General features: G+C 64.1%; 26 protein-coding genes. 18 read left to right on the plus strand and 8 right to left on the minus strand.

Annotated elements, in window-relative coordinates; translation table 11 throughout:
- Positions 1-210: 210 nt before the first annotated feature.
- The 4 genes from ATB98_RS23660 to hemB all read right to left on the minus strand — a co-directional run bounded on the left by ATB98_RS23660 (position 211) and on the right by hemB (position 3,615).
- A complete protein-coding gene (locus tag ATB98_RS23660; RefSeq protein ID WP_066878125.1) occupies positions 211-1,116 on the minus strand; it encodes a DMT family transporter in 906 nt (301 codons plus the stop codon).
- Positions 1,117-1,119: 3 nt separating this feature from the next.
- Complete coding sequence (locus tag ATB98_RS23665; RefSeq protein ID WP_066878127.1) at positions 1,120-1,899, minus strand: arginyltransferase; 780 nt, start codon at positions 1,897-1,899, stop codon at positions 1,120-1,122.
- A 155-nt stretch (positions 1,900-2,054) separates the two neighbouring features.
- Positions 2,055-2,519, minus strand: coding sequence for an RDD family protein (locus tag ATB98_RS23670; RefSeq protein WP_066878129.1), 465 nt, complete (start codon positions 2,517-2,519; stop codon positions 2,055-2,057).
- Between the two features lie 82 nt (positions 2,520-2,601).
- A complete protein-coding gene (hemB, locus tag ATB98_RS23675; protein ID WP_066878130.1) occupies positions 2,602-3,615 on the minus strand; it encodes a porphobilinogen synthase in 1,014 nt (337 codons plus the stop codon).
- A gap of 179 nt (positions 3,616-3,794) precedes the next feature.
- Here hemB and ATB98_RS23680 point away from each other — a divergent pair, with 179 nt between their 5' ends.
- The 7 genes from ATB98_RS23680 to ATB98_RS23710 all read left to right on the plus strand — a co-directional run bounded on the left by ATB98_RS23680 (position 3,795) and on the right by ATB98_RS23710 (position 10,446).
- On the plus strand, positions 3,795-4,232 hold the full coding sequence (locus ATB98_RS23680; RefSeq protein WP_066878245.1) for a DUF6163 family protein: 438 nt from the start codon (positions 3,795-3,797) through the stop codon (positions 4,230-4,232).
- 130 nt (positions 4,233-4,362) lie between these two features.
- Entirely contained in the window at positions 4,363-4,875 is a 513-nt protein-coding gene (ldtR, locus tag ATB98_RS23685; RefSeq protein ID WP_066878132.1) for a transcriptional regulator LdtR, read from the plus strand.
- A 441-nt stretch (positions 4,876-5,316) separates the two neighbouring features.
- Positions 5,317-6,645, plus strand: a complete 1,329-nt coding sequence (locus tag ATB98_RS23690; protein ID WP_066878135.1) for a L,D-transpeptidase family protein — start codon at positions 5,317-5,319, stop codon at positions 6,643-6,645.
- A gap of 185 nt (positions 6,646-6,830) precedes the next feature.
- Positions 6,831-8,126: a serine hydroxymethyltransferase gene (glyA, locus tag ATB98_RS23695; protein ID WP_066878137.1), complete on the plus strand. Its 1,296-nt coding sequence runs from the start codon at positions 6,831-6,833 to the stop codon at positions 8,124-8,126.
- A gap of 12 nt (positions 8,127-8,138) precedes the next feature.
- Positions 8,139-8,612 (plus strand): transcriptional regulator NrdR, encoded by a 474-nt coding sequence (gene nrdR / locus ATB98_RS23700; RefSeq protein WP_003529310.1) that lies wholly within the window; start codon positions 8,139-8,141, stop codon positions 8,610-8,612.
- A 14-nt stretch (positions 8,613-8,626) separates the two neighbouring features.
- On the plus strand, positions 8,627-9,826 hold the full coding sequence (ribD, locus tag ATB98_RS23705) for a bifunctional diaminohydroxyphosphoribosylaminopyrimidine deaminase/5-amino-6-(5-phosphoribosylamino)uracil reductase RibD (protein ID WP_066878139.1): 1,200 nt from the start codon (positions 8,627-8,629) through the stop codon (positions 9,824-9,826).
- Positions 9,826-10,446 carry a riboflavin synthase gene (locus ATB98_RS23710; protein ID WP_066878141.1) on the plus strand — a complete coding sequence of 207 codons (621 nt, stop codon included), beginning with the start codon at positions 9,826-9,828 and terminating at the stop codon, positions 10,444-10,446. Before ribD ends, ATB98_RS23710 begins: the two co-directional genes overlap by 1 nt.
- Before the next feature lie 73 nt (positions 10,447-10,519).
- Here ATB98_RS23710 and ATB98_RS23715 read toward each other — a convergent pair whose 3' ends face one another.
- Together ATB98_RS23715 and ATB98_RS23720 are read right to left on the minus strand one after the other, a co-directional pair.
- Positions 10,520-10,870 (minus strand): hypothetical protein, encoded by a 351-nt coding sequence (locus tag ATB98_RS23715; RefSeq protein ID WP_066878143.1) that lies wholly within the window; start codon positions 10,868-10,870, stop codon positions 10,520-10,522.
- Positions 10,871-11,190: 320 nt separating this feature from the next.
- Positions 11,191-11,727 (minus strand): GNAT family N-acetyltransferase, encoded by a 537-nt coding sequence (locus tag ATB98_RS23720; RefSeq protein ID WP_066878145.1) that lies wholly within the window; start codon positions 11,725-11,727, stop codon positions 11,191-11,193.
- Between the two features lie 291 nt (positions 11,728-12,018).
- Between ATB98_RS23720 and ribH the strand changes: the two genes are divergently transcribed.
- The 4 genes from ribH (at position 12,019) to ATB98_RS23740 (ending at position 16,527) form a co-directional block, all read left to right on the plus strand.
- Positions 12,019-12,480, plus strand: a complete 462-nt coding sequence (gene ribH / locus ATB98_RS23725) for a 6,7-dimethyl-8-ribityllumazine synthase (protein WP_066878147.1) — start codon at positions 12,019-12,021, stop codon at positions 12,478-12,480.
- Positions 12,477-12,959, plus strand: coding sequence for a transcription antitermination factor NusB (gene nusB / locus ATB98_RS23730; RefSeq protein ID WP_066878148.1), 483 nt, complete (start codon positions 12,477-12,479; stop codon positions 12,957-12,959). The genes ribH and nusB overlap by 4 nt, the downstream gene beginning before the upstream one ends.
- A gap of 5 nt (positions 12,960-12,964) precedes the next feature.
- Entirely contained in the window at positions 12,965-14,194 is a 1,230-nt protein-coding gene (locus ATB98_RS23735) for an MFS transporter (RefSeq protein ID WP_066878150.1), read from the plus strand.
- Between the two features lie 197 nt (positions 14,195-14,391).
- Complete coding sequence (locus tag ATB98_RS23740; protein WP_066878152.1) at positions 14,392-16,527, plus strand: sodium-translocating pyrophosphatase; 2,136 nt, start codon at positions 14,392-14,394, stop codon at positions 16,525-16,527.
- A gap of 72 nt (positions 16,528-16,599) precedes the next feature.
- On the opposite strand, the gene ATB98_RS23745 is transcribed toward ATB98_RS23740, so the two are convergent.
- Positions 16,600-17,112: an outer membrane protein assembly factor BamE gene (locus ATB98_RS23745; protein ID WP_084435759.1), complete on the minus strand. Its 513-nt coding sequence runs from the start codon at positions 17,110-17,112 to the stop codon at positions 16,600-16,602.
- 139 nt (positions 17,113-17,251) lie between these two features.
- Here ATB98_RS23745 and ATB98_RS23750 point away from each other — a divergent pair, with 139 nt between their 5' ends.
- From ATB98_RS23750 to ATB98_RS23780, 7 genes are all read left to right on the plus strand, one after another.
- Entirely contained in the window at positions 17,252-17,791 is a 540-nt protein-coding gene (locus ATB98_RS23750; RefSeq protein WP_066878156.1) for a ubiquinol-cytochrome C chaperone family protein, read from the plus strand.
- 80 nt (positions 17,792-17,871) lie between these two features.
- Complete coding sequence (locus tag ATB98_RS23755) at positions 17,872-18,423, plus strand: YceD family protein (protein WP_066878158.1); 552 nt, start codon at positions 17,872-17,874, stop codon at positions 18,421-18,423.
- 195 nt (positions 18,424-18,618) lie between these two features.
- Positions 18,619-19,662 carry a phosphate acyltransferase PlsX gene (gene plsX, locus ATB98_RS23760; protein ID WP_066878160.1) on the plus strand — a complete coding sequence of 348 codons (1,044 nt, stop codon included), beginning with the start codon at positions 18,619-18,621 and terminating at the stop codon, positions 19,660-19,662.
- An 18-nt stretch (positions 19,663-19,680) separates the two neighbouring features.
- On the plus strand, positions 19,681-20,652 hold the full coding sequence (locus tag ATB98_RS23765; protein WP_066878162.1) for a beta-ketoacyl-ACP synthase III: 972 nt from the start codon (positions 19,681-19,683) through the stop codon (positions 20,650-20,652).
- 95 nt (positions 20,653-20,747) lie between these two features.
- Complete coding sequence (locus ATB98_RS23770; protein WP_066878247.1) at positions 20,748-21,086, plus strand: integration host factor subunit alpha; 339 nt, start codon at positions 20,748-20,750, stop codon at positions 21,084-21,086.
- Positions 21,087-21,215: 129 nt separating this feature from the next.
- Positions 21,216-21,746: a MerR family transcriptional regulator gene (locus ATB98_RS23775; protein WP_066878164.1), complete on the plus strand. Its 531-nt coding sequence runs from the start codon at positions 21,216-21,218 to the stop codon at positions 21,744-21,746.
- A gap of 385 nt (positions 21,747-22,131) precedes the next feature.
- On the plus strand, positions 22,132-22,428 hold the full coding sequence (locus ATB98_RS23780; RefSeq protein ID WP_066878166.1) for a hypothetical protein: 297 nt from the start codon (positions 22,132-22,134) through the stop codon (positions 22,426-22,428).
- A 209-nt stretch (positions 22,429-22,637) separates the two neighbouring features.
- Here the strand turns inward: ATB98_RS23780 and ATB98_RS23785 are convergent, their stop codons facing one another.
- On the minus strand, positions 22,638-22,859 hold the full coding sequence (locus ATB98_RS23785; RefSeq protein WP_066878168.1) for a hypothetical protein: 222 nt from the start codon (positions 22,857-22,859) through the stop codon (positions 22,638-22,640).
- Between the last annotated feature and the right edge of the window lie 233 nt (positions 22,860-23,092).

Here is a 23,092-nt window from a genome sequence, read left to right on the forward strand (position 1 = left end):
AAAATCGCACCCACCGCGATGGCTTGCGGTAACGCAACACGATTTTCAGCAGCCTGCTAGAGCATTTTGCAGTCAGGTGGATCACCTGACGTCGCACAATGCGGCAAAACAAACGGATAGGGCGGTGGCGCGAACGCATGTGTGCGCATCCCGCTCCAAATCAGGTAACCCATCCCGCCGGCCATCCCAAAAAGGGAGCGTCGCAGGAAATCATTCGGCCGGCTCCGGGCAGGGCGCCCGCATCCTGGCTGACCTCAGCCGCATCTGCCAAAGCGAATGGCCGGCAAGCGCAAGGATGAGGATCGCGCCGCCGAGGAGCGTCTGGCTCCTGGGCACTTCGGAGAACGCGATCCAGACCCAGATCGGCGCCAGAATGGTTTCCAGCAGATAGAACATGCCGACCTCCGGCGCGGAAAGGTATCGCGGTCCGGTCGCCAGGCAGAAGAAGGCGAGCGGGATCATCACCAGGCCGTTGAAGAGGATGTAGGAGGGCGCCGCGATCGTGAACCCGCCCGAGGGCATGAGCAGGAGCGCGGCAATCGCCGGAAAGATCGCCGTCGTCAGCGGTACGAGCGCCATGTCCCGGCCGCTGGCGCGGCTGACGGTTATGGCGCCTGCGAGCAGGAAGGCCGAGCAGGCGGCCATGGCGTCGCCGAAGAGGTGGCCGCTTTCGAGCCCGTCCTGGACGATGAAGCCGACCCCGCAAATCATGATCGCCATCGTCACCAGGGTCGCATTGGAGGGGCGCTCCTTAAGGAAGATCCAGGAGAGAAGGGCCGCGAACATCGAGGTGAACGCCAGCACGAAGACGACGTTCGCCGTCGACGTTTTGAAGACCGCGAGCAGGAACGTGAACGAGTTGATGCCGTAGAGGAGGCCGGCGACAAGACCCGCTTTGCCGGGGATCAGCGCGATACGCCGGCCCATGAGGCGATTAAGGACGAACCAGGCGACGATCGCAACCGCGAAGGTCGAGAGGCTGCGCAGCGCGAGGATCGACCACACCTCGCCGTCCGCCGCACGGATCAGTGGGATGTCGAAGGAGAGCGCAAGGCCGCCGAGGCCGGTAATGGCAAGGCCGCGCCGGTGGCGGGCGGCGTCAGAGGAGGGGAACAATCTTCAATCCGTGGCGGTTTGTGTAACTTCGTTCTCGCCGGAATAACGCTCCCAGCCCCGGGCCATCAAGTGCTCCTGCGGCAAGAATTTCGTCTTGTAGCCCATCTTGCGCGACCCCTTGACCCAGTAGCCGAGATAGACATGCGGCAGGCCGCGCTCCTTCGCCCGGCGGATATGGTCGAGGATCATGTAGGTGCCGAGCGAACGCTCAGACAGGGCCGGGTCGAAGAAGGAATAGACCATCGACAGCCCGTCGCTCATGCGATCCGTCAATGCCGTCGCGATCAGCGGGCCTCTCGCCTTTTCCTTGATGCCGTCGCCTTCGACCCGCAGCCGGTACTCGATGATCTTCGTGTGCACGTGGGTATCCTCGACCATCATCGCATAGTCGAGCACCGACATGTCGGACATGCCGCCTTTCTGGTGGCGACAGTCGAGGTAGCGGCGGAAGAGATTGTACTGTTCGCTCGACGGCTCGGCCGGATATTCGGCCGAGACCACATCGCGGTTGGCGGCAAGCACGCGGCGCATCGAGCGCGTCGGCTCGAATTCATTGGCGAGGATCCGCACCGAGATGCAGGCGCGACAGGTCTCGCAGGCCGGGCGGTAGGCGATGTTCTGCGAGCGGCGGAAGCCGCCCTGGGTCAGAAGGTCGTTTAGCTCGGGCGCCCGCTCCCCGACCATGTGGGTGAACACCTTCCGCTCCATCTGGTTCGGCAGATACGGGCAGGCTGCCGGCGCAGTCAGGTAGAATTGCGGAGACGGTGCGGTCTGCGTGTTCATCGAGCGTGGGGATCACTCTTCGTGCAATGGCTGTCTCAATAGCATGGCCGAAGAATGGAAAACGTCAACACACTCCTTCAGCGAAGCGCGCGTAAAGTACAGGCGATTTCCGCCGATTGCCGGCTTTAAACAGGGCGGAGATAGTTTCGCCGCCGTCAGTACATGTCGCGCCGGACGGCGACTGTGCCGATCAGAAGGTCGTGTAGCAGCCGGCCGCGGTCGGTGAAGAGACCGATCAACAGGATCAGCGGCGTCAGCAGGGCGTTGGCGATCCAGAAGATCGCCAGGTGGACGATTGCCGTCAGGAAGTCCATCGGCCGTCCGTCCGTCCGGGCGATCGCGACACCCATGATCCTCATGCCAAGCGAAGCCTGCTCACGACCGCCGACGGTCAGCCCGAAATAGAGCATCGCCACCAGCGCGAAGAGCACCGGATAGAGGAGGAAGCCGAGGCCGAGCGTCAGAAGGCCGAGGAAAAAGACGATGACCGCCGCAGGGATCCAGAGCAAGGCGATGATCAGATAGTCGATGATGAAGGCGAACACCCTGCGCGACAGCACGCCCTGGTAAGCGCGCCAGTCCTGACTCGGAAGCCTCAGTTCTTCATTGTGCATGCTCATGGGCGTGCCTCGATTGTCTGCCGAACCAGAATATGGGGAGCGAATCCGGCAATACAATGCACCGGTCGCGGCCATCCCCCGCTCAGCGCCTGGCGAGAATGCGCGCCACTTCGACGGCGAAGTAGCTGAGGATCCCGTCGCAACCGGCCCGCTTGAAGGAAAGCAGCGTCTCCAGCATCACCCGCTCGCCGTCGATCCATCCATTGGCCGCTGCCGCCTTGATCTGCGTGTACTCGCCCGATACCTGGTAGGCGAAGACCGGCAGGCCGAAGGCCTCCTTCATCCGCCAGCAGATGTCGAGATAGGGCAGGCCCGGTTTCACCATCAGCATGTCGGCCCCTTCCTCGACGTCGAGTGCCGCGTCGCGGATCGCCTCGGTGCCGTTCGCCGGGTCGATGTAATAGGTCTTCTTGTCGCCCTTGAGCAGGCCGCCGGTGCCGATCGCCTCGCGATAGGGGCCGTAGAAGGCGGAGGCGAATTTCGTCGCATAGGACATGATGCCGACATTCTGGTGGCCGGCGGCGTCGAGCGCCTCGCGGATCGCGCCGATCCGCCCGTCCATCATCTCGGACGGCGCGATGATGTCGGAGCCGGCATCCGCCTGGACGACCGCCGCCCTGGCGACCGTTTCCACCGTCTCGTCGTTGACGATCTCGCCGTTGCGCAGGATGCCGTCATGGCCGTGGCTGGTGAAGGGGTCGAGCGCGACGTCGGTGATGACGCCGATGTTCGGCACGGCTTGCCTGATCGCCCGCGTCGCCTGGTTGATGAGATTGTCGGCGGCGAGGCTGTTAGAGCCCGTCTCGTCGCGCAGCGCCATCTCGATATTGGGGAAGGTGGCCACGGCGGGAATGCCGAGGTCGGCCGCCTCCTTCACCGCCTCGACGGCCTTGTCGACACTCATGCGGTTGACGCCGGGCATCGCCTCGATCGGCTGGACGATGCCGCTGCCGGGGACGATGAAGATCGGCCAGATCAGGTCGTTGACCGTCAACCGGTTCTCCTGGACCAGCCGGCGCGTCCAGTCGGCCTTGCGGTTGCGGCGCATGCGGCGATGTCCGGTGATCCTGTCCACAAGATTTGCCCTGTCGTTCATCGCGCGTGCATCCTTCTTCCATGCCTGTTGGAGAAGCGGTTTATCATGCGTCTCCACGGCTTGAAAACCGCATTGCGGCCTGCGGACTGCGGCATTTCCTCCCGCGCGTCGTGTGCGTTCTTCCGCTTTCCCGCCGTTCGTGCTGGTGGATTGCCGGCGCTCGCCCTATGTTGCCGCGCATGCTTCACGATTCTGCTCATGTGCCGAAGCCGTCGCTGACCGAGGTGCTCTTCAACTGGTTCCTGCGTCTCGTCTCCGCGTCCTGTTTCTGGTTCGCGCTGAGCTACTGGGCGATGCTGATCGGTTTTTCCCACGGCGGCGCCGCCCGCTTCGATCTCCTGTCGCCGGAGTGGCGCGCCGCGGCCACCGCGCTCGCCGTCGTCTATCCGGTGGCTGCCATGGGGCTCTGGCTCCTTGTCTCCTGGGGCCCGGTCGTCTGGGTCGTCGCCGCCGCGATCGAGGTCGCGATGGACAAGTTCTATCCCGGCATCTTCGGCCCGCGCCCGCTGTTGTTCGTGCTGCATGCGGCCGTCGCCGTCACCTTCGTTCTCTTCCGCGCCGCGCTTCTCTTCCAGCGCTGGCGCCAGGCCCGCAAGGTAAGGGTTGATTCACCCTGAGACAGCCTGCGCCGATGGTAAGTACATGTTAAGGCTGCGGTTTAAGTAGAATTTTATACGTATTCGATAGGGTCTCACTCAAGGCGGGAAGACAAAGCAACACCGCCAAACGAAACAGTGAGGCACGAAAATGAACACGAAAATGAAGCCGCAGGCAGTGCAGCCCCGAGACCCCCAGGAAGACACCATCCGCGGTCTCTACATGGAATCCCTCCACCTCGTCGAGCGCCTGCATCGCCGCCTGCTCGACGTCATCAAGGACGAGTTCGACCGCCAGGGTCGCAGCGACGTCAACGCGGTCCAGGCCCTCCTGCTCTTCAACATCGGCAACTCCGAACTGACGGCCGGGGAACTGCGCTCGCGCGGCTATTATCTCGGTTCCAACGTCTCCTACAACGTCAAGAAGCTTGTCGACCTCGGCCTGATCAACCATCAGCGCTCCCGCGTCGACCGTCGCTCGGTCCGCATCAGCCTGACGGAAGAGGGCCAGGAGATCGCCGAGACCGTCGCCAGGCTCTACGAGCGACATATCGGCTCGATCGAGAAGGTCGGCGGCATCGGCACCGATGAATTCGCCCAGATGAACAAGCTGCTGCAGCGGCTCGACCGCTTCTGGAACGACCAGATCCTCTATCGTCTCTGATCATCCAGATTCACCTTCAGTTTCAAGGGTCGGGCGCAATCCCTGCGTGTCCGACCTTTGCTTTTTCTGTGCGATGTCGTTGTGGCCGAAACCGTGCCGGACCGTCCGGGCGGCGTCCCCGAGACACGAATTGGCCATATTGCTGTGACAGCGACGCTTGCACGTGGCAGGTGTGCGCTTGCGCCTTCGACGGCGATTCGGTTCGTGGTCGGCTCTGCCGGAGGAGGCTCTCGCTCGCACGATCGTGAAGCCGATGTGAGAGCGGGGCGGCACGCGGGGTTAACGTTTGTTAACCACGTTCGTGCTAATGCAAGTCGCTCAAAAGTGCCCAGCGCTTTTTGAGATAGCGACATGCATGAAGCAAAGAGGTAAAGCGCATCGCAGGATGCGCTTTAGGGCTCGGGCAGCGCGGGATTATCCGCGCATTGAAATGGTGGGACTATGTCGAAAAAGAACGGAATTGATGCTTTCTCGCGCCGCGCGTTTCTGCGTTCGGCCGCAACTGTCGGCGCCGTCGCCTGGGCAGGCGCCGCCGTAGCCCAGGACGCATTGGGCGAGATCATCAATTCGCCGCGCCGCGGCTCCTGGGACGACCAGTTCGACGCCAAGGCGTCGCGCACCGCGACGGCGGTTCTCTCCAATACGCCCGTCTTCGGCCCCGAGACGATCGGCCATGTGCAGCAGGCGATCTTCGACTATCAGCAGATCGTCGCCGGCGGCGGCTGGCCCCAGGTCCCGCAGGCCGGTGTAAGGCTCGAGCTCGGCGTCACCGATCCCTCGGTGCAGCAGTTGCGTCAGCGCCTGATGGTCTCCGGCGACCTGCCGCAGTCCGCGGGGATTTCCTCTTCCTTCGATTCCTACGTCGACGGCGCGGTGAAGCGGTTCCAGGCGCGCCACGGCCTGCCGGCGGACGGCGTGATCGGCGAATATACGCTGAAGGCGATGAACGTCGACGCCCCGACCCGGCTCGCCCAACTCGAGACCAACCTCGTGCGGCTGCAGGCGATGTCCGGCGATCTCGGCCGGCGCTACGTCATGGTCAACATTCCCGCCGCCTATATCGAGGCGGTCGAGAACGGCCGCGTCGTGCTGCGCCACACGGCGATCGTCGGCAAGATCGACCGTCAGTCGCCGATCCTCAACTCCAAGATCTACGAGGTGATCCTCAATCCCTACTGGACCGCGCCGCGCTCGATCGTCCAGAAGGACATCATGCCGCTGATGCGCAAGGACCCGACCTATCTCGAGCGCAACGCCATCCGCCTTTTCGATGCGAGCGGCAACGAAGTGTCGCCGGAAACGGTGGACTGGAACGCCGAGAAGGCACCGAACCTGATGTTTCGCCAGGACCCGGGCAAGATCAACGCGATGTCGTCGACGAAGATCAACTTCCACAACGAGCACTCGGTCTATATGCACGACACGCCGCAGCAGGGCCTGTTCAACAAGCTGATGCGCTTCGAATCGTCGGGCTGCGTGCGCGTGCAGAACGTCCGCGACCTTGCCACCTGGCTCTTGAAGGAGACGCCGGGCTGGTCGCGCCAGCAGATCGAGTCGACGATCAAGTCGGGCGTCAACACGCCGATCAAGCTCGTCGAAGAGGTCCCGGTCTATTTCACCTATATCACCGCCTGGTCAGCGAAGGACCAGGTCGTGCAGTTCCGCGACGACATCTACCAGCGCGACGGCGCGGCGGAACTTGCGCTGCAGACGACGACGGGCATCGAGCAATCCGCCGGCCCGATCGACGCCGACGCCTTGCCGCAATAAGAAGCGACCGCATTTCTCGATCGAGGCCGCGTATTCCACCGTGATGCGCGGCCTTTGCGCCATTTGGGCGGGCGCGATCCCTGGGCGCGGCGGATGGCGGAAATGGCGCAAACCGCATAGCGGATATTGCTCTTGCCGTGCGAGGAAGCTAAAGAACAGCCACCTTTGAGAGGAGCCTCGAGCCGATGCTTGCACAGACCAATGACGCCTTCTTCACCCGCTCTCTCGCCGACAGCGATCCGGAAATCTTCGGTGCGATCGAGAAGGAGTTGGGTCGCCAGCGCCACGAGATCGAGCTGATCGCCTCCGAGAACATCGTGTCCCGCGCCGTGCTCGAGGCCCAGGGCTCGATCATGACGAACAAATATGCCGAAGGCTATCCGGGCAAGCGCTACTACGGTGGCTGCCAGTACGTCGACATCGCCGAGGAACTGGCGATCGAGCGCGCCAAGAAGCTCTTCGGCGTCAACTTCGCCAACGTCCAGCCGAACTCGGGCTCGCAGATGAACCAGGCGGTGTTCCTGGCGCTGCTGCAGCCGGGCGACACTTTCATGGGCCTCGACCTCAACTCGGGCGGCCACCTGACCCACGGCTCGCCGGTCAACATGTCGGGCAAGTGGTTCAACGTCGTCTCCTACGGCGTGCGCGAAGGCGATCATCTGCTCGACATGGACGACGTCGCCGAGAAGGCCCGCAAGCACAAGCCGAAGCTGATCATCGCCGGCGGCACCGCCTATTCGCGCATCTGGGACTGGAAGCGCTTCCGCGAGATCGCCGACGAGATCGGCGCCTGGCTGATGGTCGACATGGCCCATATCGCCGGTCTCGTCGCCGGCGGCCAGCATCCGTCGCCGTTCCCGCACTGCCACGTCGCGACCACGACCACCCACAAGTCCCTGCGCGGCCCGCGCGGCGGCATGATCCTCACCAATGACGAGGAAATCGCCAAGAAGATCAACTCGGCCGTCTTCCCCGGCCTGCAGGGCGGTCCGCTGATGCATGTCATCGCCGCCAAGGCCGTCGCTCTCGGCGAGGCGCTGCAGCCCTCCTTCAAGGACTACGCCGCGCAGATCGTCAAGAACGCCCGCACCCTTGCCGAAACGCTGAAGGCCAACGGCCTCGACATCGTCTCGGGCGGCACCGACAACCACCTGATGCTCGTCGACCTGCGCAAGAAGAACGCGACCGGCAAGCGTGCCGAGGCCGCACTTGGCCGCGCCTACATCACCTGCAACAAGAACGGCATCCCCTTCGATCCGGAAAAGCCCTTCGTCACCTCCGGCGTCCGCCTCGGCGCGCCGGCCGGCACGACGCGCGGCTTCAAGGAAGCGGAGTTCAAGGAAATCGGCGAACTCATTGTCGAGGTCCTCGACGGCCTCAAGGTCGCCAACTCCGACGAGGGCAATGCGGCCGTCGAAACGGCCGTGCGCGAGAAGGTGGTCAAGCTCACCGACCGGTTCCCGATGTACGGCTACATGTGATCGGAAGGCCGCATGCGCTGCCCCTATTGCGGTTCCGAAGACAGTCAGGTGAAGGATTCCCGTCCGGCCGAGGACGGGAACGCCATTCGCCGCCGCCGCATCTGCCCGGATTGCGGCGGCCGCTTCACGACCTTCGAGCGGGTGCAGTTGCGCGAGCTGATGATCATCAAGAAGACCGGTCGGAAGGTGCCTTTCGACCGGGACAAGCTTTTGCGCTCGTTCGAGATCGCGCTGCGCAAGCGCCCGGTCGATCGCGACCGGATCGAGCGGGCGGTCTCGGGCATCGTTCGCCGCCTCGAAAGCTCCGGCGAAACGGAAATCCCGTCCGAGGAAATCGGCCTCCAGGTGCTCGAGGCGCTGAAGAGTCTCGATGACGTCGCCTTCGTCCGCTACGCGTCCGTCTATCGCGATTTCTCCCACGCGGAGGATTTCGAGAAGGTCATCGCCGAGATCAGCGCCAAGATCGCGCGCGATCCAGGCGAATAGGGCGGAGAGGAAGCATGAGCGAGCCGACGCGTGAGGACGAAAGATTCATGGCGGCGGCGCTCCGGCTCGCGCGGCGCAATCTTGGCCAGACATCCACCAATCCCTCTGTCGGCTGCCTCGTCGTCAGGGACGGCACGATCGTCGGCCGCGCCGTGACGGCGCCGGGCGGGCGCCCGCATGCCGAGGCGCAGGCGCTCGCCGAGGCCGGCGAGAAGGCGAGGGGCGCGACCGCCTATGTCACGCTCGAACCCTGCGCCCATCACGGCAAGACGCCGCCCTGCGCCGATGCGCTGATCGCCTCGGGCGTAGCCCGTGTCGTCGTTTCGATCCTCGACCCCGATGAACGGGTCGCCGGCAGTGGCGTGGTGATGCTCCGCAATGCCGGCATCGCCGTCGATATCGGTGTGCTCCACGAGGAAGGCGAGCGGGCGCTCGAGGCCTACCTCATGCGACAGCGGATGAAACGCCCCTATGTGACTCTGAAGCTTGCGGTTTCGGCAGACGGGATGATCGGCCGCGAAGGGGCGGGGCAGGTCCGGATCACGGGCGCTGTCTCCCGCGCGCAAGTGCAGGTTCTGCGCGCCGAGACCGATGCGATCCTTGTCGGGGTCGGTACGGCGACCGCCGATGACCCGGAGTTGACCGTGCGGATGCCCGGACTTGAAGACCGCTCGCCGGTTCGCGTCGTGCTCGACCGCCGCTTGGATTTGCCGGTGGGTTCGAAGCTGGTGCGCTCGGCGCGCGAGGTGTCCCTGATCGTGGTTGCCGGCGATGCCGCTTGTCCCTTCTCCCCGTCCGACGGGGAGAAGGTGGCCGGCAGGCCGGATGAGGGGCAGGGCGAAGGCATCTCTTCGCCTCTCACCCCGGCCCTCTCCCCACAGGCGGGGGGAGGGGGCGATTACGACGCGCGCCGTGCCGCACTGGAATCGGCGGGCGTCGAGGTCCTGAATGCCGACACCATCCCCGATCTGCTGACTGCGCTTGCCTCGCGGGGCATCTCCTCGCTTCTCGTCGAGGGCGGCGCACGTGCGGCGGGAGAGTTCCTCGCTGCCGGGCTCGTCGATCGGATCCTGCTCTTCACGGGTCCTGCCGCCATTGGCGAAGGCGGCATCCCATCCCCATTTGAACGGACATCGGTTCCGGCAGGCTTCACGCGCCGGCGTACGGCGCGTTACGGCGACGATATTTTTGAGGATTATGAGAGAGATATCTGATGTTCACAGGCATCATCACCGACATCGGCACGGTCGAAAGGGTCACGCCCCTCAAGGAAGGCATCAGGCTTCGCGTTGCCACCAATTACGATCCGAAGACGATCGACTTGGGCGCCTCCATCGCCCATGCAGGCGTATGCCTGACAGTAACGGCCTTGCCCGAGGCCGGCAGTAACGAGCGCTGGTTTGAGGTCGAGGCCTGGGAGGAGGCTCTGCGGCTGACGACCATCGGCGCGTGGCGGGAAGGCACCCGCATCAATCTCGAGCGCTCGCTCAAGATCGGCGACGAGCTGGGCGGCCACATCGTCTCCGGCCATGTCGATGACAGGGCGGAGATCCTCTCCGTCGAGCTGGAAGGCGACGCCGTGCGCTTCCGGCTGCGGGCGCCGGGGCATCTCGCCAGATTCGTGGCGCCCAAGGGCTCGGTGGCGCTCGACGGAACCTCGCTGACGGTCAACAAGGTCGACGGCGCCGACTTCGACGTGCTCTTGATCCGCCATTCGCTCGAAGTCACCACCTGGGGCGAACGAAAAGCCGGAGACCTCGTAAACTTCGAGGTCGATACCATGGCCCGCTATGCCGCACGGCTGGCGGAGTTTCCCGCCCCGAAGACGGAATAGATGCCCTGGACTTAAGGCGGGCAGGGATGAGACGTCCGCCCCTTCGAGGGGCGGACGAAAGTTGCGGGAAAGATCAACGAACGTATATCATCAGCCCGCCGTCGGCCGCCTGTTCGGCGCCGGCGATATTGGTCGTCTCTACGTTTTGCGCTCTGAGCTTGGCGGCGAGCGGCTTGTTGGCTTCGATGGCGGCGAGCAGGGCGGCGCGCTGGTTTGCCGTTGCTTCCTCCATCCTCACCCGGGTGTCGCTCTGCCGCTTCAGCGTGTCGAGGTCGACGACCCGGAAGTTGTCGCCCCTGAAGGTGCGAACGGTTTGGTCGATGTGAGCCGGCCAGTTCATTTCGACGCTTGCGGCATGGGAGATTTCTCCGAAGCTCACGGCGGACAGGGCGGCGATGACGGAAAAAGTCGCGATACGGTTCATTGTCATGCTCCTTTGGATAGCGGATCTGCCGTCGCGCGCCGGCCCTTCGGCCGGCTGAGGCGTGTTCCGCAGGCCAGCACGAGCCGTTTGCGGGCGAGGACACCCGCAGCGAAGGGCGCTGGACCGGTTTCGACTGGTTGGGGCGGCGTTTCCTCGTATATGCGCTTTGAGGTCTCGCGCCGTGCCAACGAGGAGGAAAGTGGGCTGGAATGTGGTCGTTTCAGTGGCGTAAGCAACTGAAAAACAATTAAAAATTGTTCATGTTCGCGGCTCGCCGGGGGCGTCCGTCGCGCCGTGCGCAGCCAGAACGGCCGGCCGGCTCAAGCCGCCGTTTGCGGGCGCCGTTCGAACAGGATCATCGGCCTGCCGTGATAGGTCGTGCGCCAGAATTCCCTGAAGCCGTGTTTCATCGCAACGCGGATCGAGGCCTCGTTGCCCGTTTCGATGAGGCAGGTTTTCTTGAGCGCCGGAAACTCGCGGTCGCCCCAGGCAAGCGCGGCGGTGACCGCCTCCGTCGCCAGGCCGCGGCCGTGGTTCCTGGGGGAGATCGCCCAGCCCATCTCCATGGTTCCCTCGAGCGAGGGCGTGATCTGGCGATGGGCGTCGTGAAAACCGGCTTCGCCGATGAAGGCGCCGCTCGCCTTGTCCTGGATCGCGAAGAAGCCGAAGCCGAAATAGTGCCACATGCCGACCTGACGGAGAAAGCGCGTCCAGGACTGCTCGCGCGAATAGGGCACGCCGCCCGCGTAGCGCGTAACCTCTTCGTCTGCGAAGAGCGCGCCGTAGGCCGGAAAGTCGTCCCGCCGGTAGGGGCGCAAGAGCAGCCGCTCGGTTTCGATGATGGGAACGCGTTGCATTTTCGCTCCAACTGCCTGGCGGGAAGAAATGATCCCGCGCGGTATTGCAGAATCGAGCGCGAATGTACTTCGGGTTTTGAAGATAGTATACGCCCGTCGCAGTCCGGCCTGGCATCACGGGAGTGCTGCCGCGGCCACGACGACCGCCCACGTCTTGGGGCCGAGGCGGCGGGCGCGAAGCGGCAAATAGCCTCCGGTCGGCGGAATTTGCTTGCCATTCCTTGCCGGGCATGGTTTGACCGCCGCCTGCGCCGTCGAAGTCCGGTGCGATTATTTCAAGACAGGTGATCCATGGCGAAGACCAAGCCCGTCCACATCCTGGTCGTGGAAGCGCGTTTCTATGACGATCTGTCCGACGCGCTGCTCGATGGAGCGAAACACGCGCTCGATGCCGCCGGCGCGACTTATGATATCGTGACGGTGCCGGGGGCGTTGGAAGTTCCCGCGGCGATCGCCATGGCGCTCGACGGTGCCGACGAAGGCGGTACCGCCTATGACGGCTTCGTCGCGCTCGGCATGGTGATCCGCGGCGAAACCTATCATTTCGATATCGTCGCCAACGAGTCGGCGCGCGCCCTGATGGATCTTGCCGTCAGCGAAAGCCTCGCCCTCGGCAATGGTATCCTGACGGTCGAGAGTGACGACCAGGCCTGGGCGCGGGCCCGCCGGTCGGAAGGCGACAAGGGCGGCTTTGCCGCGCGCGCCGCCCTCACCATGATCGAACTGAAGAACAAACTGGGCGCAGAACAGTGACGAATACCCCCTCCGATCAGCCGCCGAAGCAGGTCAATCAGCGCGGCGCGGCGCGTCTCGCTGCCGTTCAGGCGCTTTACCAGATGGATGTCGGCGGCACCGGCGTCCTGGAGATCGTCGCCGAATACGAGGAGCATCGGCTCGGCAAGGAAGTGGACGGCGACACCTATCTGAAGGCGGATGCCTCCTGGTTCCGCTCGATCGTTGCCGGCGTCGTGCGCGACCAGCGCAAGCTCGATCCGCTGATCGGCTCGGCCCTCCAGGACGATTGGGCGCTGTCGCGGCTCGATTCCACCGTCCGCGCGATCCTCAGGGCGGGCACGTTCGAGATCCTCGAACGCAAGGACGTGCCGGTTCCGGTGATCGTCACCGAATATGTCGAGATCGCCAAGGCCTTCTTCGAGGACGAGGAGCCCAAGCTCGTCAATGCCGTTCTCGACCGGATCGCCAAGCAGGTTCGCGGCGAGCGGCGGAAATAGCCCCGATGGTTGCCGCAGCCGCCGAAGACATCGGGGAAGTTCTGCGCTCGGCGCGGCGCAATGTCCTGTTGCTTGCCGTCGCCCAGGCGCTGCTCGGCGTGGTCGGACCGATCAGCTTCGCCGTCGGCGGCGTTGCCGGCCACCAGTTGCTCGGCGAGGACAAGTCGCTCGCGACCGCGCCGCTCACCGCCTATAATGTCGGCATGGCGCTCGGCGTCATCCTGGTCGCGACCCTGTCGCGTCTGGTCGGCAGGCGCTTTGCCTTCATGATCGGCGCGTCGATCGCGGCCCTTGGCGGCGTGATGGCCGCCGCCGCGCTCTTCCGGGAAAGCTTCTGGTTCTTCGCCTCCGGCCTCGCGGTGCTCGGCGCTTCCAACGGCTTTACGCAGAAGCTGCGCTTTGCCGCCGCCGACGCCTCGCCCTCCTTCTTCAAGGCCAAGGCGATTTCCTGGATTCTCGGCGGGGGCATCGTCTCGGCGGTCCTTGGGCCGCAGATCGTCATTCTCGTCGGCGACTATTTCGCCCCGGTCTGGTTCGCTGGCGCCTTCGTTGCCCTGGTGCCCATCTGCCTCCTGGCTTTTCTCTTCTTCGTCCCCTTGCGGCTGCCCGATCACGCCGCGTCTCCGGCCGGGCATGCGCCGCTTCCCGCTCGGCCTCTCGGCGAGATTGTCGGCAGCCAGCGATTTCTGACCGGCATGATCTGCGGCATTTCCGCCTATGCGCTGATGACCTTCATGATGACGGGCGCGCCCGTCGCCATGGTCGTGGGTTGCGGTCTCTCGAGCGACCTCGCCACGCTCGGCATCCAGTGGCATGTGCTTGCCATGTTCGGCCCGAGTTTCGTCACGGGCTGGCTGATCAGCCGCTTCGGCGCCGAGCGCATCGTCGGCTGCGGCCTGATCCTGCTGATGGCCTGCGCGGCGATCGCCCACCTGGGCGTTGCGCTCTGGAACTTCTGGGCAGCGCTCGTCCTGCTCGGACTCGGCTGGAATTTCGGCTTCATCGGCGCAACCGCGATCGTCGCGCAGAGCTATCGGCCGCACGAGGCGGACAAGGTCCAGGCTTTCCACGACATCGTTCTCTTCTCGACCGTTGCCGGCTCTTCCTTCGCCTCCGGCAAGGTTCTCGATGCCTATGGGTGGGACACGCTCAACTCCGTCGTCTGGCCCGTCGCCGGCATCTGCCTTTTCCTTCTGCTCTTGCTGAAGCACGCGGACAAGCGGGCAGCCGCCTGAGCGTTTCTCCGAAGTCCCGCCAAGCCCCTGAAATTCCAGCACGCAGGGCATTATCAGGGGCTTGACGATCCACATTCGCAACCGCACTCTGGCCGCGCCGTGAAAGCGCGCCGCTTGAGGAGGCGGCGCGCGATTCGCGGATTGAGGGGCCTGCGGCAGGGAGTAAGCCTGCAGGTTGAAACGGAGGATAATGCGAAATGACCATACTTCTGGGCGTTATCGCATGCGGGTTGCTTTCAGTGGCCTATGCCATCTGGGCGACACAGTCGGTGCTTGCCGCCGACCAGGGAAATGCCCGCATGCAGGAGATCGCAGGCTTTATCAGAGAGGGGGCGCAGGCCTACCTCATGCGTCAATACACCACCATTGCCATCGTCGGTGTCGTCGTCTTCATCGCCGCGTGGATTCTGCTCTCGAGCGCTGCCGCCATCGGTTTCCTGATCGGTGCGGTGCTGTCGGGCGCGGCGGGCTTCATCGGCATGCATGTCTCGGTCAGGGCCAATGTCCGCACGGCCCAGGCAGCATCGGTCAGCCTCGCCTCCGGTCTCGACATCGCCTTCAAATCCGGCGCAATCACCGGCCTCCTTGTGGCGGGCCTCGCCCTCCTGGGCGTGTCGGTCTATTACCTGGTACTCACCGCCGGCCTGGGGCATGAGCCGGCCTCGCGCGAGGTGATCGATGCGCTCGTGGCGCTCGGCTTCGGCGCATCGCTGATTTCGATCTTCGCCCGTCTCGGCGGCGGCATCTTCACCAAGGGAGCCGATGTCGGCGGCGATCTCGTCGGCAAGGTGGAAGCGGGCATTCCGGAGGACGATCCGCGCAATCCCGCGACGATCGCCGACAATGTCGGCGACAATGTCGGCGACTGCGCCGGCATGGCGGCCGACCTCTTCGAGACCTATGCGGTCTCGGTCGTCGCGACGATGGTGCTTGCGTCGATCTTCTTCGCCGGAACGCCGATCCTCTCGACCGTCATGGTCTATCCGCTGGCGATCTGCGCGGCCTGCATCATCACGTCCATCGTCGGCACCTTCTTCGTCAAGCTCGGCACCAACGGCTCGATCATGGGGGCGCTCTATCGCGGGCTCATCGTCACCGGCGCGCTGTCGATCTTCGGCCTCGGCGCCGCGACGTCGCTGACGATCGGCTGGGACTCGATCGGCGCGGTTGCCGGCAAGGACGTCACCGGCTGGGCCCTGTTTGCATGCGGCATTCTCGGGCTTGTCGTCACGGCGCTGATCGTGGTGATCACCGAATACTATACGGGGACGAACAAGCGGCCGGTGAACTCGATCGCCCAGGCCTCCGTCACCGGTCACGGCACCAACGTGATCCAGGGCCTCGCGGTCTCGCTCGAGTCGACGGCGCTGCCGGCGATCGTCATCGTCGGCGGCATCATCTCGACCTACCAGCTCGCCGGTCTCTTCGGCACCGCCATCGCCGTCACGGCGATGCTCGGGCTTGCCGGCATGATCGTCGCGCTCGACGCCTTTGGTCCGGTTACCGACAATGCCGGGGGTATCGCCGAGATGTCGCACCTGCCGCCCGAGGTGCGCAAGTCGACGGACGCGCTCGATGCGGTCGGCAACACGACGAAGGCCGTCACCAAGGGCTATGCCATCGGTTCGGCGGGCCTCGGTGCCCTCGTGCTGTTCGCCGCCTATTCCAACGACCTCACCTACTTCGCCGCCAATGGCGACAAGCATGCCTATTTCGCGGATGTCGGTCCGATCTCCTTCGACCTGTCTAACCCCTATGTCGTCGCCGGCCTGATCTTCGGCGGCCTCATTCCCTATCTCTTCGGCGGCATCGCCATGACCGCCGTCGGAAGGGCAGGGGGCGCCGTCGTCGAGGAGGTGCGCCGGCAGTTCAAGGAGAAGCCGGGCATCATGGAAGGCAAGGATCGGCCCGACTATGGCCGCGCCGTCGACATGCTGACCAAGGCCGCCATACGCGAAATGATCATCCCGTCGCTTCTGCCGGTTCTTGCGCCCATCGTTGTCTATTTCGGCGTCCTGCTGCTCTCGGGCTCCAAGGCCTCCGCCTTCGCGGCGCTCGGCGCTTCGCTCCTAGGGGTCATCGTCAACGGCTTGTTCGTGGCCGTCTCGATGACGTCCGGCGGCGGCGCCTGGGACAATGCCAAGAAGAGCTTCGAGGATGGCTTCGTCGACCGGAACGGCACGCGCCACATGAAGGGCTCCGAGGCCCACAAGGCTTCGGTGACGGGCGATACCGTCGGCGATCCCTACAAGGATACGGCGGGGCCCGCCGTCAACCCGGCGATCAAGATCACCAATATCGTCGCACTGCTCCTGCTGGCCGTGCTGGCTTGAGCCGCGTCTCCGCAGAAACGAAAAAGGCCCGCGAACGAGGTTCGCGGGCCTTTCTGCGTAGGTGCTTCACAATCAGGGATTCTTGCCGAAGTCCTTGAACAGGTTTTTCGCCGCGGCCTGTCCGGCGCCGGGGCCGCTCAGGAGCTGGCCGAGGAAGCTCGATTCCTTGCCGCCGGTCGGCGTCGTGCGCGACAGCATGTCGAAGACCTTGCCGTCCTTCAGCGTGTAATGCGCGAGCTGGCTGACGACGCCTTCCTTGTCGAAATAGACGGCCAGGATCGACTGGTCGATGATCTTCGGCTTCATGAAGGCGACCGGCCGCTTGCGCGTCTGCGAGATGTAGTAGAAGACCTCGTTGTCGAACGTCGCGGTCGTCGATGGCGTGCCGAGCGAGAGCAGAACCTGCTCGCGGCTCGACCCCACCGGGACGAGGTTCAGCGTTTCCTGGTCGACGACATAGCCCTGGTGCAGGACTTCGCCGACTTCCATCCCCTGGCAGCCCGCCAGCGCCGCCGTGCCTAGGGACGCCACGAGCACGGCACGGCTCAGAACCTTCAAGTTTGTTGTCAAATACCGCTTCGTCAACGACTGCTCCCCTCGGAGTAACGATGCCAGGCCCACCATTGCAATTCGCGCCTGCTTCGGTAAACCAGCTTCGGCTATCATGCAACAATGGGATGGGGCGCTTGCCCATGATTTCGAAAAGCCAGAGCTGGGCTTTGTGATGATTTTTGGACTGTTCAAGAAGAAAAGCGGCAACACGGCGATCGTGGAGCGCCAATATGCGGCCTTGACCGCTGCGGCGCGCCAGCCGGTTCTCTATACCGACCTCGGCGTGCCCGATACCGTGATGGGCCGCTTCGAGATGTTGTCGGCAATCCTGATCCTTTATTTCCGCCGCACGCGCGCTTCTGCGCGGGCCGGTCAGGAGATCGCCCAAGAGATCGTCGATGCCTTTTTCGAGGATGTGGACCATTCGATCCGCGAGCTCGGCGTCGGCGACGTGAGCGTGCCGAAGAAGATGAAGAGATTCGCCGGGATGTTCTACGGCCGCCTCGAATCCTATGCGGCAGCGCTTGAGAGCGGCGACGGTCAAGCATTGGCCGCGGCGTTGCGGCGCAATTTTCATCCGGAGGCGGACGATGCGCCGCCGATGGAGGGCCTGGCCTCCTACCTCATTGCCGTCGAAGCCGCGCTGTCGGAAGCCTCGGAGGATCTGGTCGAAACCGGGCAGTTGCGCATCCCGCCGGCCGGGGCGTATTAGGCGCATCGATGTCTCGCCCGGGCAGGTGCGCGGCGCAGCCGTCGCGAGGCCGCGGCACCGGGCGGAGAAAGGATCTCATCATGAAGCACGAGGGCAAGCCGGCATTCTCCTACCCGGTGAGGGTGGGGCACATATCGGCCAATCCGGTCAGCGTCCATCTGTCGGCGAACGAGGCGGAGCGCCGCGCGCTCGCCTTGCTTTGGAACGTCAACGACGTCCTGTCGCTCACGGCCGAGCTGCAGATCGCCCGCTGGAAGAAGGACGGCGTGAAGATCAAGGGCGAGGTTCAGGCGCGCATCGTGCAGAGCTGCGTCGTGACGCTCGAGCCTGTCGAGGCCGATATCCGCGAGCCCGTCGAGGCGATCTTCGTGCCGGAAGGCTCGCGGCTCGCCCGCCGGGCGGATAATGACGGCGGCGAAATGATCCTCGATCCGGCTGGGCCGGATATTCCGGACACGTTCGAGGGCGACACGATCGATGCCGGCGCGGTCGTCAGCGAGCATGTGGCGCTCGCCATCGACCCCTATCCGCGCAAGGAGGGCGCCGTCTTCGGCGCACGCATCGAGAGCTCCGCCGAGGATGACAAGCGGCCGAACCCGTTTGCGGTGCTCAAGGATTGGAAAAAGGATTGAAACGGGATAGGCCGGGTCTACAATTCGGTTGTCACGCAGGCGAAAACCAGTATTTTGGCCCGACTCCAGCCGATGGGGCCGTTGTGCCGGAACGTTGCATGCTGGCCCAAGTGTCAGAAGGAACAAGGATCGCCGCCGCTTGAAGGCTTGAGGGGCGAGCCGCGTTGCGTGGCGGGAAAAAAGGATAAGACACGCGTGGTCAGAATTTCACTTGACGTCATGGGCGGCGACTATGGTCCTGAGGTCGTCATCCCGGGCGCCGCAAGGGCGCTCGAACGTCATCCGGACATAAAATTTGTCCTTTTCGGCCAGGAAGCGCGGTGCGCCGAATTGCTGGCCAAGTACCCGAAGCTCAAGGCGAGCAGTACCTTTCACGAATGCGAGATCGCCGTCGGCATGGACGAAAAGCCGAGCCAGGCGTTGAGGCGCGGCCGCGGCAAGTCGAGCATGTGGAAAGCGATCGACGCCATCAATGCCGGGGAGGCGGATGTGGTGGTCTCGGCCGGCAACACCGGCGCCCTGATGGCGATGTCGGTCTTCTGTCTGAGAACCATGCAAGGCATACAGCGCCCGGCGATCGCCGCCATCTGGCCGACGCTTAAAGGCGAGAGCATCGTGCTCGATGTCGGCGCGACGATCGGCGCCGACGCGCAACAGCTCATGGATTTCGCCCTGATGGGCGGCGCCATGGCCCGCGCCCTGTTCGAGGTCGAACGTCCCTCCGTCGGCCTCTTGAACGTCGGCGTGGAGGAGATCAAGGGGCAGGAAGAGGTCAAGGAAGCCGGGCGTCTCATCCGCGAGGCCGAGATCGAGGGCATCGAATACTACGGCTTCGTCGAAGGCGACGATATCGGCCGCGGCACCGTCGACGTCGTGGTCACCGAGGGCTTCTCCGGCAACATCGCGCTCAAGGCGGCGGAGGGCACGGCCCGCCAGATCGCCGAATATCTTCGCTCGGCGATGTCGCGCACGATTTTCGCGAAGGTCGGCTACATCCTTGCCAAGAGCGCCTTCGATCGGCTGCGCGAGAAGATGGATCCGCGCAAGGTCAATGGCGGCGTGTTCCTGGGCTTGAACGGCGTCGTCATCAAGAGCCATGGCGGCGCGGATGCCGAAGGTTTCGCCGCGGCGATCGATGTCGGCTACGACATGGTGAAGAACGGACTGAAGGCGAAGATCGAGGCCGATCTGGCGCGCTATCACGGCGACCAGCCGTCGCAGGCGCTCCCGCGGGCATGAATGATGAGGTTTGAGTAGATGATCCGTTCTGTCGTTCGCGGCTTCGGCGCAGCACTGCCGAAGCGGGTGATGACCAACAAGGAAATGGAATCGAGGGTCGACACGTCCGACGAGTGGATCGTGCAGCGGACCGGGATTCGCCAGCGCCATATCGCCGGCGAGGGCGAGACGACCGCATCCCTCGGCGAGGCGGCCGCGCGCGCCGCGCTCAAGCGTGCGGATATGACGGCGGACGATCTCGACCTCATCATCGTCGCGACCTCGACCCCGGACAACACCTTCCCGGCGACCGCGGTGAACATCCAGAACCGTCTCGGCATGCGCCACGGTGCGGCCTTCGACCTGCAGGCCGTCTGCTCCGGCTTCGTCTATGCGGTCGCGACGGCGGACGCATATATTCGCGGGGGGCTCGCAAAGCGGGCGCTAGTGATCGGCGCCGAGACCTTCTCGCGCATCCTCGACTGGACCGACCGGACGACCTGCGTGCTCTTCGGCGACGGCGCCGGCGCGATCATCCTCGAGGCGCAGCAAGGCGAAGGCACCAATGCCGACCGGGGCGTGCTGACGGCCCAGCTGCGCTCCGACGGCATTCACGGCGACAAGCTCTATGTCGATGGCGGCCCGTCGACGACCGGCACCGTCGGCCATCTCCGCATGGAGGGGCGCGAGGTCTTCAAGCACGCGGTCGGCATGATCACCGACGTGATCGAGGCGGCCTTCGAGGCGACCGGGACGACGGCGGACGACGTCGATTGGCTCGTCCCGCATCAGGCCAATCGCCGCATCATCGACGGCTCGGCGAAGAAGCTCGGCATTCCGAACGAAAAGGTTGTGGTGACCGTGGACCTGCATGGCAACACCTCCGCAGCCTCGATCCCGCTCGCCCTCGAGACCGCGGCGTCCGACGGTCGCATCAAGAAGGGCGACCTGGTGATGCTCGAAGCCATGGGCGGCGGCTTCACCTGGGGTTCCGTTCTCATCCGCTGGTAAGAAAATAATTGAACCACCGCAGGCGCTTGACCGAAAAAGGCAAGGGCAATAGTCTTCCATCGCTGATCGGCAATGCCAGATATCGGTGGGGGAAGATGAGCGGAAAAACGGTAACGCGAGCAGACTTGGCTGAGTCGGTCTTTCGCAAGGTGGGCTTGTCCCGGACGGAGTCCGCCGAACTGGTGGAGACCGTTATCGACGAGATTTGCAACGCAATCGTGCGTGGCGAGAGCGTGAAGCTGTCCTCTTTCGCGACGTTCCAGGTGCGCGACAAGAACGAACGCATCGGGCGTAACCCGAAAACCGGCGAGGAAGTGCCGATTTCCCCGCGGCGGGTGATGACCTTCAAGGCGTCGAACGTCCTGAAGCAGAGGGTGCTGAAGGCGCATCTCAGTCGCAAGGCCAAGCAGAAGGCCTCCAGCCAGGCGTCGTGAACCGCCGCCGACGGACCAAATGTGGTTGAAAACCTCTCCATAAGCCATTGAGATGGGCGCGATTCGTGTAATCATCGCGTAATTGATCCGTCCGTGCGTTGCCCGCGCGCCTTTGGAAATGGGGATGACATGGAAAAAAGCCCGGATGCCTTCCGCACCATCAGCGAGGTCGCGGACGAACTCGACCTGCCCCAGCACGTGCTTCGCTTCTGGGAGACGCGGTTCCAGCAGATCAAGCCGATGAAGCGGGGCGGGGGGCGGCGCTACTACCGTCCCGAGGATGTCGACCTGCTCAAGGGCATCCGCCATCTCCTTTACGATCACGGCTATACGATCAAGGGCGTGCAGAAGCTTCTGAAGGCCAACGGCAACAAGTTCGTCGCGGCCATTGCAAGCGGCGACCTCGCAACGGTCGAGGCGCTCGCCGCCTCGAGCAACGAGGAGCCGGCGCCGCCGAAGGTCGGGCTTGCCGAGGAAGACCAGATCGTCGGCCGCCCCAAGGCGCCGGCCAGCCGCCGCTTCTTCTCCTTCGGCGGCAGCAGCGACGAGGCGGAGATCTCGATCGGCAAGACCTCCGTCAGCAAGGAGGACAGGGCGCTGCTGCAGGAAGCGCTATACGATCTTCTCGAATGCAAGCGCCTGCTCGACCAGGTGCGATGACAGCGACCGGCTACCGCACGTCTCCCTGAAACGACCTCGATTCAAGGACAACGACATGCAGCAATTCAAAGCGCTACGGCGACCTTTGGGCGTCTGATAGACGCGCGGCGCTATAAGCCGTTCGAGCCTGACCGGGACGACGAACGGTCGTATCGTTCGAACGGCAGAGACCGGCCAGCTCCGCGTTCGGGGCAGTAATTCTTCCGCGGGAAAATTCGAGGATGCCGCACTGACCGGCGCCCGCAGGGCCAATTCCCTGCTTTTGCTTGCTCGCTTTTCAGCCGCCGCGGGCGAGGGCGCTCGTCTATTCTTCATTGTTCTTGTTGGAACTTAATTCCGTTCTGAAGGGTTCCTTTACGCGCAAGAGAATGAAGGAGGATTTTAGATGGCCGATAAAGAACCAATGGTCGTTAATACTGGAGGAAGCGGCGGCGGTTGGGCCGTCGCGATTATTCTGGCAGTGCTGGTCATCGGAGGCTTGCTTCTGTTCGGCAGCGATCTCTTCGATGGCGTGGGCGGCGGCGGCAATACCAATGTCGACGTGAACGCTCCGAATATCGAGGCGCCGCAGGCCCCTTCGGGCGGACAGGAAGCGCAGCCGGCCCCGTCCGGTGGAACCCAGCCAGCCCCAGCTCCCTCAGGCGGCGCTGAGCCTGCTCCCTCGGGCGGCACGCAGCAATAGAGCATTTTGCACCCAGACGGAATCACCCTGACGTCGCACAAATGCGCCAAGAACATTAAGGTAGAGCGGTGGCGCGAACGCACGTGTTCCCGCTCTAGCGGAAAGCCGCTGCGCGACGTTTCATCCTTTGCGGGGCGAGGTTACGTGAAGATTTCGGCCCGGGTCCCGTGGGCACAGCTACGAGACCCCGAGCCTGACAGCGCCTGAGTTCACTCCGCCGGCTCAGCGTCGGATTGCTGCTTTTGCTGCAGTCCTTGCTGCAGGAGGAGCATGTCGGTCGACGTCGACTGTTCGGCCTTGGTCACGCTCGCAGTGGTGACCTCCTTGTCCACTGCGTCCGCCGATGCCGTGGTGTCATGTCCGGGGCAGGCGGCAAGCGCCGTGGTGGTTGCGAGTGCAAACGAGGCTGCAAATACGAGGATGCTCTTCATCGGGCCTCTCCTGTGGTTGCCGGCGCAGTCTACCCGCCGCGCGGCCCTCGTCCAAATCACAAATCCGTTCGTGTCGCCGCACGCGCCCCCGGCATCGGCGGAAGGAGTGGTAAAGTCTATTTTCCCCTTGCGCCGGCCGTGTGTTCCGACTAATGAAAGCGGGCTTGTAACGAAGCGGGTCGGAGCGTAGCGCAGCCCGGTAGCGCACTTGACTGGGGGTCAAGGGGTCGCTG

The sequence above is a fragment of the Sinorhizobium saheli genome (assembly GCF_001651875.1).
Taxonomy (GTDB): domain Bacteria; phylum Pseudomonadota; class Alphaproteobacteria; order Rhizobiales; family Rhizobiaceae; genus Sinorhizobium; species Sinorhizobium saheli.